11 protein-coding genes and 1 pseudogene are annotated in these 14009 nt (G+C 52.7%); 4 read left to right on the top strand and 8 right to left on the bottom strand.

Features of this window, described 5'->3' with window-relative positions:
* Nucleotides 1-45: 45 nt before the first annotated feature.
* From aldB to OGX67_RS02900, 7 genes and pseudogenes are all read right to left on the bottom strand, one after another.
* Nucleotides 46-1584 carry an aldehyde dehydrogenase AldB gene (aldB, locus tag OGX67_RS02930; RefSeq protein ID WP_003837670.1) on the bottom strand — a complete coding sequence of 513 codons (1539 nt, stop codon included), beginning with the start codon at nucleotides 1582-1584 and terminating at the stop codon, nucleotides 46-48.
* Nucleotides 1585-1676: 92 nt separating this feature from the next.
* A pseudogene (gene yiaY / locus OGX67_RS02925) lies at nucleotides 1677-2828 on the bottom strand (L-threonine dehydrogenase).
* Nucleotides 2829-3017: 189 nt separating this feature from the next.
* Nucleotides 3018-4862, bottom strand: coding sequence for a selenocysteine-specific translation elongation factor (gene selB, locus OGX67_RS02920; protein WP_257651341.1), 1845 nt, complete (start codon nucleotides 4860-4862; stop codon nucleotides 3018-3020).
* On the bottom strand, nucleotides 4859-6250 hold the full coding sequence (gene selA, locus OGX67_RS02915; RefSeq protein WP_257651342.1) for an L-seryl-tRNA(Sec) selenium transferase: 1392 nt from the start codon (nucleotides 6248-6250) through the stop codon (nucleotides 4859-4861). Before selA ends, selB begins: the two co-directional genes overlap by 4 nt.
* Before the next feature lie 98 nt (nucleotides 6251-6348).
* A complete protein-coding gene (locus tag OGX67_RS02910; protein WP_257651343.1) occupies nucleotides 6349-6957 on the bottom strand; it encodes a glutathione S-transferase in 609 nt (202 codons plus the stop codon).
* A gap of 70 nt (nucleotides 6958-7027) precedes the next feature.
* A complete protein-coding gene (locus OGX67_RS02905) occupies nucleotides 7028-8164 on the bottom strand; it encodes an HlyD family secretion protein (RefSeq protein ID WP_003024188.1) in 1137 nt (378 codons plus the stop codon).
* A gap of 2 nt (nucleotides 8165-8166) precedes the next feature.
* Nucleotides 8167-8529, bottom strand: a complete 363-nt coding sequence (locus OGX67_RS02900; protein ID WP_003024186.1) for a DUF3302 domain-containing protein — start codon at nucleotides 8527-8529, stop codon at nucleotides 8167-8169.
* A 531-nt stretch (nucleotides 8530-9060) separates the two neighbouring features.
* Here OGX67_RS02900 and mtlA point away from each other — a divergent pair.
* The 3 genes from mtlA (at nucleotide 9061) to mtlR (ending at nucleotide 12933) form a co-directional block, all read left to right on the top strand.
* Nucleotides 9061-10977 (top strand): PTS mannitol transporter subunit IICBA, encoded by a 1917-nt coding sequence (gene mtlA / locus OGX67_RS02895; protein ID WP_003024181.1) that lies wholly within the window; start codon nucleotides 9061-9063, stop codon nucleotides 10975-10977.
* Nucleotides 10978-11197: 220 nt separating this feature from the next.
* Nucleotides 11198-12346, top strand: a complete 1149-nt coding sequence (gene mtlD / locus OGX67_RS02890) for a mannitol-1-phosphate 5-dehydrogenase (RefSeq protein ID WP_003024180.1) — start codon at nucleotides 11198-11200, stop codon at nucleotides 12344-12346.
* Nucleotides 12346-12933 carry a mannitol operon repressor MtlR gene (gene mtlR, locus OGX67_RS02885; protein WP_003024179.1) on the top strand — a complete coding sequence of 196 codons (588 nt, stop codon included), beginning with the start codon at nucleotides 12346-12348 and terminating at the stop codon, nucleotides 12931-12933. The genes mtlD and mtlR overlap by 1 nt, the downstream gene beginning before the upstream one ends.
* A 12-nt stretch (nucleotides 12934-12945) precedes the next feature.
* Here the strand turns inward: mtlR and OGX67_RS02880 are convergent, their stop codons facing one another.
* Entirely contained in the window at nucleotides 12946-13152 is a 207-nt protein-coding gene (locus tag OGX67_RS02880; RefSeq protein WP_003024176.1) for a hypothetical protein, read from the bottom strand.
* Nucleotides 13153-13444: 292 nt separating this feature from the next.
* Between OGX67_RS02880 and OGX67_RS02875 the strand changes: the two genes are divergently transcribed.
* Complete coding sequence (locus tag OGX67_RS02875; RefSeq protein WP_003024174.1) at nucleotides 13445-13807, top strand: YibL family ribosome-associated protein; 363 nt, start codon at nucleotides 13445-13447, stop codon at nucleotides 13805-13807.
* Nucleotides 13808-14009 lie beyond the last annotated feature (202 nt).

Below are 14009 nucleotides of genomic sequence, written 5' to 3'. Positions count from 1 at the left end.
GATGCCCGGTACGCTAAACGCGACCGGGCAGTAAGAGACGTGAAATTAAAACAGCCCCAGTGGTTTATCAGAGTAGCTCACCAACAGGCACTTGGTTTGCTGATAATGTTCAAGCATCATCTTATGCGTCTCGCGCCCGATGCCCGACTGCTTATAGCCACCAAACGCCGCATGTGCCGGATACGCATGGTAACAGTTGGTCCAAACTCGCCCTGCCTGAATCCCACGTCCCATTTTGTACGCCAGATTTCCATTACGACTCCAGACACCAGCACCAAGCCCATATTGGGTGTCATTAGCGATTTCCAGCGCCTCTTCCATGGTTTTAAACGTTGTGACAGCCAGAACCGGCCCGAAGATCTCCTCCTGGAAAACCCGCATGTTGTTCTTACCAAACAGAATGGTTGGTTCGAGGTAGTACCCCTCTTTTAACTCGCCATCCAGCTGCTTGCGCCGCCCGCCGGTGAGAACATCTGCTCCTTCTTTCTTACCAATGTCGATGTAATTCAGAATAGTTTCCAGTTGACCATGCGACACCTGCGCGCCCATTTGCGTCACGCTGTCTAACGGGTTGCCGCTACGGATACTTTCCACCCGACGAATGGCTCTTTCCATAAAACGTTCATAAATGGATTCCTGAACCAGCGCACGACTCGGACAGGTACACACTTCGCCCTGGTTGAAGGCAAACAATGCAAAACCTTCCAGCGCTTTGTCAAAGAACGCATCTTCTTCATCCATCACGTCCGCGAAGAAGATATTGGGTGATTTCCCGCCCAGTTCCAGCGTGACAGGAATAATGTTCTGCGTGGCGTACTGCATGATCTGCTGCCCAACTTCCGTTGAGCCGGTAAACGCCACTTTCGCAATACGTTTTGACGTCGCCAGATACTCACCGATCTCCCCACCCGCGCCGTTTACCACGTTCACCACGCCAGGCGGGAGCAGATCGCCGATGACTTCCATCAGCAACAGTACGGACAGCGGCGTCAGGCGCGCAGGTTTAAGCACCACGCAGTTACCCGCCGCCAGCGCGGGTGCCATCTTCCAGCTGGCCATCAGCAGCGGGAAGTTCCACGGGATAATTTGCCCTACCACGCCAAGAGGTTCATGGAAGTGATAAGCCACGGTTTCGCTATCAACCTCGCTGATTCCCCCTTCCTGCGCACGAATACAGGAGGCAAAATAGCGGAAATGGTCAATTGCCAGCGGCACATCGGCCGCACTGGTTTCGCGGATGGGTTTACCGTTATCCCAGGTTTCAGCCGTTGCCAGCAGCTCCAGATTTTGCTCCATACGATCGGCAATTTTGAACAAAATCGCCGCCCTGTCCTGCACGGAAGTCTGCGCCCATTTATCTTTTACTTTATGCGCGGCATCCAGTGCCAGATCGATGTCCTTTTTGCCGGAAGAGGCCACTTCGCACAGTAATTGCCCGGTTACCGGCGTCAGGTTTTGGTAATACTCGCCGTCCACGGGGGCGACCCAGTCACCACCGATAAAGTTATCGTATCGGGCTTTTAACTTCAGGGGGTAACCATACTCGCCGGGGTAAATACGCGTTGAAGGGGGGTTATTGGTCATGACCGTCTCCTTGCTGTAGGGGTACTACAAGGGTAGACGGGACTGGCGAATTATTCGCCAGCCTTTTACTGCTTTACGACAGGTATCACGAATTACATGGCAGCACGATAAATCGCCATGATTTCTTCATGTGTCGCCTGAATCGGGTTAGTGAAACCACAGGCATCTTTCAGGGCATTAGTCGCCAGAACGGCAAAATCTTCTTCCTTCACGTTCAGCTCACGCAGACCGGCCGGTATATTCACTTTCTGCGCCAGTTCGCGGATCGCCGCGATGCAGGCTTCTGCCCCTTGCTCTTCGCTCAGACCAGCAACGTTCACACCCATTGCCGAGGCGCAATCGCGCAGGCGGGCGGCAGCAACTTTACTATTAAATACCTGTACATGCGGCAGCAGTACGGCATTACATACTCCGTGTGGCAGATCGTAGAAGCCACCCAGCTAGTGCGCCATTGCATGCACGTAGCCAAGAGAGGCATTGTTAAAGGCCATACCTGCGAGGAACTGCGCATAGGCCATGGCTTCGCGCGCCTGAGCATTACTGCCCTCTTCAACGGCGACCGGCAGGTTTTGCGCAATCATGGTGACCGCTTTCAGCGCACATGCATCGGTAATCGGCGTGGCAGCAATCGACACGTAGGCTTCGATAGCGTGGGTTAACGCATCCATACCGGTAGCCGCCGTCAGAGACTTCGGCATGCCGACCATCAGCGAGGAGTCGTTAACCGACAGCAGCGGCGTAACGTGCTTATCGACAATCGCCATTTTAATGTGGCGTACTTCATCGGTGATGATGCAGAAGCGGGTCATTTCAGATGCCGTACCCGCCGTGGTGTTGATGGCGATCATCGGCAGCTGCGGTTTTGCAGAACGGTCTACACCTTCGTAATCGCGAATATCCCCACCATTAGCCGCCACCAGCGCAATACCTTTTGCACAATCGTGTGGAGAACCGCCACCGAGAGAAATAACGCTATCACAGTCGTTTTCAGTCAACATTTGCAGGCCAGCGGCAACGTTGCTGGTTGTGGGATTAGGATGCGTACCATCGTAAATTACGCTGAAAATATCACGTTCCTGTAATGCCTTTTGAATCTCGCCAGCCATACCTAATTTCGTCAGCATGGCATCCGTGACAATCAGCGTACGGCGAAAACCATATTCCGCCATTGTATTCATTGCGTCTTTTAATGAATCAGCGCCGATTACATTCACGGAAGGAATAAAAAATGTTGAAGCAGCCATTGTACGATCCTTAATTACTCTAAAAGAGTCAGGAAGCATACGAGTGAAATATCCAACAGAATATGATCATGGTTGTTATTTTAATAACAACCACAATTAAAAAGCACATTAGGTTCATAATCTAATGTGCTTATTTCAATCAATATCTATTTTGTATTAATTCATTTAATTCCTGAATTAATTGTTTCATTACTTTTCGGGGAACAGCAATGCATCGCGTAATAAATGATCATTTCCCCGACGGCGAGTAAAACCAATGCGATCAAAATATTCCAGAATCTGAATAGCCAATTTGCGCCCGATGTTAAGCCTGTCGCGAAAATCAGCGGCACATGTCGATCCCCTTTCCTGATCCAGTTCGCGGATCATATTGGCAAAGGCCACTATCCGATCGTTACGGTAATAACGATCTTTCACGATCGCGGTGATGATGCCTTGCTGCGCCGCTTGTCGTAACACCACACGCATCATTTGCTCATCCGTGCCCGTCTGTTTTGCCAGGTCGCGCACCCACCACGGCTCATCGCCAAAAAGCGGTTCTGCTTTTTGCCAGATAGCCTGCTGCTCATCGCTGAAACCGGCCTTGTGATCGGGCAAATGCAGCCAGCCATGATGACTATGGATGACGCCGCTCTCGCGCATCTTTTCAATCAGCAGCAGGACCAGCGCTTCATCTTCCATCGGCAAAGCCATCCGGCGCAGGCGTTCGCGCCCAGGTCCAGGCTCATCGCGGTGCTGGTCGTGGTAAGTCGCCAGCGTATCGAGGATTTTGCGCTGCCAGCGCGCTGCAACAGTGGCATCCAACAGACTGTATCCTGCCTGAATAAAACCATGCTGCTCGATCAACGGACGCATGCCGTTACCGTTGAGCTGACGCGCCCAGGCGAAGTCGGGAATATTTACCGCTCCACGCGTCAGGTGCAGCGCCAGAGCGTCACCATCACTCTGTGCGTTTTCCAACGCCGACAGCCACTGCAAATATTCCGGCTTACGCTTCCCGCGACGCGGCGGATTGAGCGTGACCACGCGCGCACCGGCCAGCGTCGTGCGAGCCGAAATATCGCGCAGCACCAGACGATCGTTATCGGCGAGCCAGAGCGGCGTATCAAACACCAGTTCCGCCAGCGTCCCTTCAAGCAGCGAGATTCTCCCGGTAACGTGGCTGGCAGCGTGGTGAATATGCAACGGTTGCCACTGCATCAGCGACGCGGCATGTTCTAAAGAAACAATCACGCGGGTAAACGCCTCTGGCGGCGCATCAGCAAGCAGCCAGTCGCCGCGGTTAAGTTCTTCTTTTTGCGCATCACCGGCAATATTTAGCGCAATACGTTGTCCCGCCTGCGCGCGATCGGTGGCCTGATTTTGTGCATGCAGGCTACGTACGCGCATCGGTTTGTTGACGCCCGTGAGCCACAGTGTGTCACCGACATTCACTTCACCGCTGAGCGCCGTCCCGGTCACCACCAGTCCCGCGCCTTTGACCGTAAAGGCACGGTCAATCGCCAGGCGAAAGCTGTGATCGCGGGCATGCTCGCGCGACGTTAATTGCAGCAAATGTTCGCGCAGTTCCTCGATGCCACGGCCTTCACTGGCGGCCGTCACAAACAGAACCGCATCGGCGAAACCATAGTTCTCAAGCGTAGTGTGCACCTCAGCACGCACCGCGTTGATGCGATCCTCATCCACGCGATCGGCCTTGGTGAGTGCCACGGTGATCTGCGGATTACCCGTCAGCTGCAGAATTTGCAAATGCTCACGCGTTTGCGCCATCACGCCGTCATCACACGCCACCACCAGCAGCGCGTGATCAATCCCGCCGACACCCGCCAGCATGTTAGACAGAAACTTTTCGTGTCCGGGTACATCGATAAATCCCAGTATCCGCCCGTCCGGCTGCGGCCAGTAGGCATAGCCGAGATCGATGGTCATACCGCGCTTTTTTTCTTCCGGCAGACGGTCGGCATTCACGCCGGTAATCGCCTGTAATAACGTTGTTTTTCCGTGGTCAACGTGTCCGGCGGTTGCAATAATCATTTCAGCATCATCTCCATAAACCGGGTCTCGTCTTCAAGGCAGCGCAGATCCAGCCACATGCGGCCATCATAAATCCGGCCAATGATCGGCACGGGCAGTGCACGCCAACGGGCGGCCAGTGCTTCGAGGCGGCTACCGCGTCCGTCATGGGGGGTAAAGGTTAATGCCGCGCTGGGCAGCCTATCAACCGGTAGCGAGCCGCTGCCAATTTGCGACAGGCAAGGCATGACGTTCAGGGCGAATTCGTCACCGTAATGCTCGGCAAGCCGTGCCTGTAAGTGTTGGGCCTGCGCGTGGACAGCCTCCTGCGAGCGAGTGAGCTGGCGTAACGTCGGCAACTTCAGCGCCAGCGCTTCCGGGTGCAGGTAGAGTCGCAGCGTCGCTTCCAGCGCAGCCAGTGTCATTTTATCAGCCCGTAATGCGCGTTTCAGCGGATGGCTCTGTAAGCGAGCGATCATCTCTTTTTTACCGACGATAATCCCGGCCTGCGGCCCGCCCAGTAATTTATCGCCAGAGAAGCTCACCAGACTGACGCCAGCGGCAATCAGCTGTTGCGGCATCGGCTCCTGCGGTAATCCATACTGGCTGAGATCGACCAGTGATCCGCTGCCGAGATCCGCCACCACCGGCACATCCAGTTCCTTGCCAATAGCGGCCAGCTCAGCCTCATCCACCGACTTCGTAAAGCCTTCAATGCTGTAATTACTGGTATGGACTTTCATCAGCAGAGCGGTATTTTCATTCACCGCCTGACGGTAATCTTTCGCATGGGTCCGGTTGGTGGTACCGACTTCGCGCAGAACACATCCGGCCTGGCACATCACGTCCGGAATACGAAACGCGCCGCCAATTTCCACCAGCTCACCGCGCGAAACGACCACCTCTTTGCCGTTGGCCGTGGCGGCCAGCATCAGTAAAACCGCTGCCGCATTGTTATTGACGATACAGGCGTCCTCCGCTCCCGTCAGACGACAGAGTAAATCCGCCAGCGCCCGATCCCGATGTCCACGTCCGGCATCATCCAGGCTATATTCCAGCGTCACTGGCGTGCGCATTGCTTGCACCACCGCCTCGATCGCTTCTTCGGCCTGCGACGCTCGCCCAAGGTTGGTATGCAGCACCGTTCCGGTCAGGTTAATCACCGGACGCAGCGCGCTTTGCGATTCTCGTTCCAGCCGGGCGCTGGCTTCTTGCGCCCAGTCCTCACACCATGCCGGGAGCGCGTGCGTGTCGCGAATCGTATCTCTGGCTTCGTCAAGCATATGACGCAGCAGGTCAACCACCCGGGTATGACCGTGAGAATCACGTAAGGCTGGGAAGGCGCTATCGCGCAATAAACGATCGATAGCGGGAAGCTGGCTGTAGAGTGAACGCATGTCGGTTGTCATGAAAGGGCCTGGCTGTTGGTGGCCCTCTCCACCACGGAGAGGGCTATCGATATAGGAAGGATTGTACCGTGACTTTGCTCAGGCAGGTATTATCTGCATCAAGCCTTTGGCGGTTCTGTGCGGGCAAAACTTTCGCGTTGAAAAAGCGTTTCCACCAGTTTGACCAGACGTGGGCGGTCCACACACCAGCCGGGCGCGACCCGACGGAAATTGAGATAACCGACGGCACAGGCAATCGCGATGGTAGCCAGGTTAACCGTATCCGTTTTCAGCGTACCGTCCGCCAGATAGCCTTCCAGCATATCCAGACTGCGGGTGATCTTCTCCCGCTGGCGTAACAATTCAGTTTCTGACTGCTGCGCGGCGGGGCGAGCCTGCTCGCGCACCGAGACTAATCCCGCATCCATAATACCGTCGGCCAGCGCTTCCAGTTGACGAACTTTGAGTGCCGCTAACGGTTCACCCGGTAGCATGGCTGGCGCAATATCCAGCAACTCTATGTATTCTGCGATGATCGGAGAGTCAAACCAGTACTCACCCTCATCGGTGACCAACGCGGGCACTTTTCCTAATGGATTGTATCGCGCCACGCCGCTATCCACGTTATAGGGGAGTTCATTCACAAATTCGAAGGTGATGCCCTTTTCCAGTAACAGAACAGAAATTTTACGCACAAAAGGGCTGGTATAGCTGCCAATGAGTTTCATGCCGGGTCCTTTTTGCCAACAAAAATATCAGTATGGCTCAGGTCACCGTAAATGGCAGGTGATGACGGTCTCAATGATCCAAATAAAGATAATGCATCCAGCTGGTCATGCGCAGCAGCACTTTACGCATCACTGACACGTGAGCGAAATGGTCGGAATAGACCGCCACCTGGGCATAGATACCGTCCGGCAGCGCATCCACATCGGCATTAGGATCCAACTCAATCGTAGCCAGCACGCCATCGGTACCCGGCACCACAGTTAAGGACTGTAATGCCCCCTGCGCCTGATAAGAACCGCCCGGCACAACCGGAAGAATGGAGGTCAACTTACCGGAGAAAACCTGACCAGGCAGCGCGTTGAAGACCACTTCCGCTTCATCACCCGGTTTAAGACGCAGCAACGAGTTCTGGCGGAATTGCGCCACAATTTGCCGTTTCTGTTCCGGAATAAATACCATCACCGGGCGCAGAGGTAGTGCGGCGGCGTAGGTCCCGGGCCGAATAAGCACCTGCGTAACATAGCCGTTGCTGGGGGCACGGACGATAGTCTGCTCAAGATTGTATTTGGCTTCAGCGAGCTGAGCACGCAAAGACGCAACCTGAGATTGCTCCCCGTTGACCATACTGTCTAACTGACTCTGAATCTGCGTCTGTTCGGCAACGGAACCTTTTACCAGCGCGTCCTGTGCCAGATAGTTCTGCCGGGCGTTGTCGATATCGCTTTCAGAGAAGGGATTAACCTTCGCCTGGCTGCCCTTCAAATAGCGTTGATAATCTTTATACAGACGATCGCGTTCAGCGGAAACGCGGGTAGTGTTGGCGACGGCTTCAGAAAGTTGGGCTTTCAGATTGTCGATGTTGTGTGTGGCGGTAACAAGATCAGCCTGCAGTCTGTCAACACGTGCCTGATAGCGGCCTGGATCGAGTTTAAATAACACTTCGCCTTTTTTAATCAACTGATTATTTTTATCCGTTACCTCACTAACAATTCCTGTGACTTGCGGAGTGATCGGAATTGAAATAACCGCTTTTTGCGCCGTAAAGGTATACGGGTGGTTATAGTTCATTAATAAGATCAGTCCCGCAACAATGAATACCCCACCTAATGCAGCAGTAGCGAGCGTCCATTGGTTTACCGGAATACGGAATATTTTAAAGATGGCCCAGGCAAAGGCCACATAGGTCAGGACTATCAACAAATCCATGATTAAATCTCCGGAAAGGTGGAGTAATCTGTTTTCTTCTCCCCATCCAGTCTTTTTTCCAACTGGGTGATGCGCGCTGCCAGTGCGGCAATCTCGGGGTCTGGGTCCTTTCCGTTCGACATGATGTGTGATTGCATGCCCCACCCACGTTCAGGCTGGTAGAGCGTCGCCCAAATCCACAGGAACGGCCATATTGCATGGAGTGTAAACAGGCTAATCCAACCCGCCGTATGAATGGCATCAGCATGAGGATGGTTGCGTTTTTTAGCCATGTTATAGGGAATATCGTGAATGGCGATGATTCCGTAAAACAGAACCAGAAAGACGAAGATCAGCACGCCCAGTGCGAAATAATTTAGAAACATACCTGCCTCGAATTCACGCTAATTAGAGTTTTTTTATGCCGGCAGCCGCATGCACCCAGGCTGATGTTTTGAACATAACTGCAGTTTGGGGTTTTCGCCATACCACAAAATAAATATTTTTTCTGGTGAGAAGTTGCTTTCTTTTGCAATAAAAATATCGGGGGGTAGAACCTGCTGTAGATCACATCCGAGCAAATGCAGATGAAAATACTTTGCGATCTGCATCACAAAGATTCAACAAACAGCAAAGGATAAAATGTGAATCAGTTCACATTTACCCCCCATTTTTGGCGAATTCTGATCCAGTGATGTTTTTTTGTACCGATATTTTGTGATTAAGATCACATTAACTAACGCCATACACCCTATATTTACGTGACGAATATCACATAAAAGGTCGTCGACTGGACAGTTGAACGATTCAGTGCCAGATTTCGCAGTATCTACAGGGTCCGGCTACCTCCTGCCGCTACATTAACAAACCTCGGGCTTTCAGCCTGCGCGATAGCAAACATAAGAAGGGGTGTTTTTATGTCATCCGATATTAAGATCAAGGTGCAAAGCTTTGGTCGATTCCTCAGCAACATGGTGATGCCAAATATCGGCGCGTTTATCGCGTGGGGTATTATCACCGCATTATTCATTCCGACAGGGTGGTTGCCGAACGAAACGCTGGCGAAGCTTGTCGGTCCTATGATCACCTATCTGCTGCCGCTGCTGATCGGTTATACCGGTGGTAAGCTGGTTGGCGGCGAACGTGGCGGCGTGGTTGGTGCTATCACCACCATGGGCGTTATCGTCGGTGCAGATATGCCAATGTTCCTCGGCGCGATGATCGCAGGTCCGCTGGGCGGCTGGGCTATCAAACATTTCGACAACTGGGTAGACGGTAAGATCAAGTCCGGTTTTGAGATGCTGGTGAATAACTTCTCCGCAGGCATCATCGGGATGATCCTCGCCATTCTGGCATTCCTTGGCATTGGCCCATTGGTTGAAGCACTGTCCAAAATCCTGGCGGCAGGCGTTAACTTCATGGTTGTCCATGACATGCTGCCGCTGGCGTCTATCTTCGTTGAACCGGCGAAAATCCTGTTCCTCAACAACGCCATCAACCACGGTATTTTCTCACCGCTGGGAATTCAGCAGTCCCATGAGATGGGCAAATCCATCTTCTTCCTGATTGAAGCTAACCCGGGTCCGGGTATGGGTGTTCTGCTGGCATACATGTTCTTCGGTCGCGGCAGCGCTAAGCAGTCTGCGGGCGGCGCGGCAATCATCCACTTCCTGGGTGGTATCCACGAAATTTACTTCCCGTACGTGCTGATGAACCCACGTCTGATCCTGGCCGTTATCCTCGGCGGTATGACTGGCGTATTTACCCTGACTATCCTGAACGGCGGTCTGGTTTCTCCGGCCTCTCCGGGTTCTATCCTGGCCGTGCTGGCCATGACGCCGAAGGGTGCTTACTTCGCTAACATCGCTGCTATCTGTGCTGCTATGGCAGTCTCCTTTGTGGTTTCAGCCATTCTGCTGAAAACCAGCAAAGTGAAAGAAGATGATGACATTGATGCCGCAACCCGTCGTATGCACGACATGAAAGCGGAATCCAAAGGCGCATCTCCGCTGGCGGCTGGCGACGTGACCAACGACCTGAGCCATGTGCGTAAAATCATTGTTGCCTGCGATGCCGGTATGGGTTCCAGCGCCATGGGTGCGGGCGTACTGCGTAAGAAAGTGCAGGATGCAGGTCTGTCTCAGATTTCCGTCACTAACAGCGCGATTAACAATCTGCCGCCGGATGTGGATCTGGTCATTACCCACCGTGACCTGACCGAACGCGCGATGCGCCAGGTGCCTCAGGCACAGCACATTTCGCTGACCAACTTCCTCGACAGCGGCCTGTACTCCAACCTGACCGAACGTCTGGTCGCTGCACAGCGCCACAACGTGAACGAAGAGAAAGTCCGCGATCACCTGAAAGACAGCTTTGAAGAGGGTGATACCCACCTGTTCAAACTGGGTGCGGAGAATATCTTCCTCGGTCGTAAAGCCACTAACAAAGAGGAAGCAATTCGCTTTGCTGGTGAGCAACTAGTGAAAGGCGGTTACGTTGAGCCAGAATACGTCGAGGCGATGCTGGACCGCGAAAAACTGACTCCGACTTACCTCGGCGAGTCCATTGCAGTACCGCACGGAACGGTTGAAGCCAAAGACCGTGTGCTGAAAACCGGTGTGGTGTTCTGCCAGTACCCGGAAGGCGTTCGCTTCGGTGAAGAAGAAGACGATATTGCCCGCCTGGTGATTGGTATCGCAGCACGTAACAACGAGCACATCCAGGTGATTACCAGCCTGACCAACGCGCTGGATGACGAATCCGTGATCGAACGTCTGGCCCATACCACCAGCGTGGATGAAGTTCTGGAGCTGCTGGCGGGTAAAAAAGCTTAACGGTTAAGTATCTCCAAAATAGTTCGAGCTGCAGGAAGGCGGCAACGCAGTGAATCCCCAGGAGCGTACATAAGTACGTGACTGGGGTGAGCGAGGAGAGCCAACGCATCTGCAGTTCGAAATATGAAGGCGATATCCTCTCCCTTGTGGAGAGGGTTAGGTTGAGGGAAAAGCCTCACCCCAGCCCTCTTGGGTAAAAACATTGATGAAGGTTAATACTATGAAAGCATTACATTTTGGCGCAGGTAATATCGGTCGTGGCTTTATCGGCAAACTGCTGGCGGACGCGGGGATACAGCTGACGTTCGCGGATGTAAATCAGGTCGTACTCGATGCCCTGAATGCCCGTCATAGCTATCAGGTTCATGTCGTAGGTGAAAACGAACAGGTTGATACCGTCTCCGGCGTCAACGCCGTGAGCAGCATCGGCGATGATGTCGTCGACCTGATTGCCCATGTAGATTTAGTCACTACCGCCGTCGGTCCAGTCGTGCTTGAGCGTATCGCTCCGGCCATCGCCAAAGGGCTGGTTAAACGCAAGGCACAGGGTATAGCTACTCCGCTGAATATCATCGCCTGTGAAAACATGGTGCGCGGAACGACCCAGTTGAAAGGCCATGTAATGAACGCGCTGGCAGATGAAGACAAAGCCTGGGTTGAAGAACATGTTGGCTTCGTCGATTCCGCCGTGGACCGCATTGTTCCGCCTTCAGCTTCAGCAACCAATGACCCGCTGGAAGTTACCGTAGAAACCTTCAGTGAGTGGATTGTCGACAAAACACAGTTCAAAGGTGAACTACCAAATATTCCAGGAATGGAATTAACTGATAACCTAATGGCATTTGTCGAACGTAAACTCTTCACGCTGAACACCGGGCATGCTATAACCGCGTACCTCGGAAAATTGACCGGTCATCAGACCATCCGTGACGCGATTCTCGACGAGAAAATCCGCGCAGTGGTAAAAGGTGCGATGGAAGAGAGCGGCGCGGTACTGATCAAACGCTATGGTTTTGATGCAGCAAAACATGCGGCATACATTCAGAAAATCCTCGGTCGCTTTGAAAACCCGTATCTGAAAGATGACGTTGAGCGCGTGGGTCGTCAGCCGCTGCGTAAGCTGAGTGCGGGAGATCGCCTGATTAAACCGCTGCTGGGTACGCTGGAGTATGGTTTGCCGCATGCGAATCTGGTTATCGGTATTGCGGCAGCGATGCACTATCGCAGCGAAGAAGATCCGCAGGCACAGGAACTGGCCGCGCTGATTGACGAAAAAGGTCCACAGGCCGCGCTGGCGCAAGTTTCCGGTCTGGATGCCAACAGCGATGTCGTGCTTGAGGCTGTTAACGCGTATAACGCAAAGAAATGATGCAGGACCTGGCGCAGGATATCCTGCGCCTGAATAATAGATTGTCAGATATGCAGGCAATAATGGAACAAACGCAGGCCTTTGAAAATCGTGTGCTTGAGCGTCTGAATGCTGGCAAAACCGTACGCAGCTTCCTCATCACCGCCGTAGAACTGCTCACCGAGGCGGTGAATATTCTTGTGCTTCAGGTATTTCGCAAAGACGACTATGCGGTGAAATATGCTGTAGAACCACTGCTTGACGGCGACGGTCCGCTGGGCGATCTTTCCGTTCGCCTGAAGCTCATCTACGGTCTGGGCGTGCTCAGCCGACCGGAGTATGAAGACGCCGAGCTTCTGATGGCGCTGCGGGAAGAGTTAAACCATGACGGCAATGAATATGCGTTCACCGACGACGAAATTCTTGGTCCGTTTGGCGAACTCCACTGCGTGACGGCACTCCCGCCGCCACCGCAGTTTGATACCTCAGACTCAGGTCTGCACGCGATGCAGATCCAGCGCTACCAGCAGATGGTGCGCTCCACGATGGTACTTTCCCTGACCGAGCTGATTTCTAAAATCAGCTTAAAAAAAGCCTTTCAAAAATAAGACGATGCTTGCTTATTTCTCTTCCTGCTGCGGTCGATAAAGCTGCCGATAGTACGCCAGACGTTGCAGATACAACTGCGCATTCTCCTGCGGTATTTCAGAAGGGACAACGTTGCGTGGCGGTGTTTTATTCAGATACTCGCGAAAAGCCTGGCTTGAAGCCATAAAATCGACCGTCTTATCAATTAGAGCCGAAACGTTCTCACCTATTTTCGCCATAATCTTCCCTCCTCCATGTATTAACCGCGCTCAGCCTGCGCGGTTGATCATTTAAGTTTAGGATCGGTTTGGCAAATACATTAAGGAAAACGTGCTTCACTATGAACCCGCCAAAAAAATGCGCCATGGTCGATCTTATCGCTTAAAATTCCTTATTAATCAAAATAGTAATATTTTCATTAGCTGAATAATACTTGCAACATTTGATTATTTATCTTCGATTAGTTGTGAATAATCCCGCTCTGCGCGCATACTATAGGATATTCATCCTATTTTTATCAGAAGCTATCCTATGAAAGAAGTCGAAAAAAACGAAATTAAACGCCTGAGCGATCGTCTGGACGCTATCCGCCACCAGCAGGCTGACCTGTCTCTGGTTGAAGCCGCCGACAAATATGCCGAGCTAGAGCAAGAGAAAGAAACTCTGGAAAACGAGATTGCGCGTCTGCGTGAAGTCCATGGTCAGAAGCTGAGCAAAGAAGCGCAAAAACTGACGAAACTCCCTTTCCGTCGTACCATCACCAAAAAAGAACAGGCCGACATGGGCAAGCTGAAGAAGAGCGTGCGCGGCCTGATTGTCGTTCACCCGATGACCGAGCTTGGCCGTGAAATGGGCCTGAAAGAAATGACAGGCTTCGCGAAGAGCGAGTTCTGATCTCCCACCGGGCAACATCCGCTTGCCCGGTCCTTCACTTCCCCCTCGCAATTGGCCCTACCAATTTTAGCCAGATCATACCAGTACCTCACATTTCATTAAAATGTGCGTACAATACCGTTGCCAATAAATAACACTTGATTAACCATTCATTGTCATTACCCCTACACAACAATATTGGCAGGGCCACTTTTACACATAA

Source organism: Citrobacter sp. Cf118 (genome assembly GCF_030334095.1).
Classification (GTDB): Bacteria; Pseudomonadota; Gammaproteobacteria; order Enterobacterales; family Enterobacteriaceae; genus Citrobacter; species Citrobacter freundii.
The sequence above is the reverse complement of the archived record's forward strand: the minus strand, read 5'-3'. Positions and strand labels throughout refer to the sequence as shown.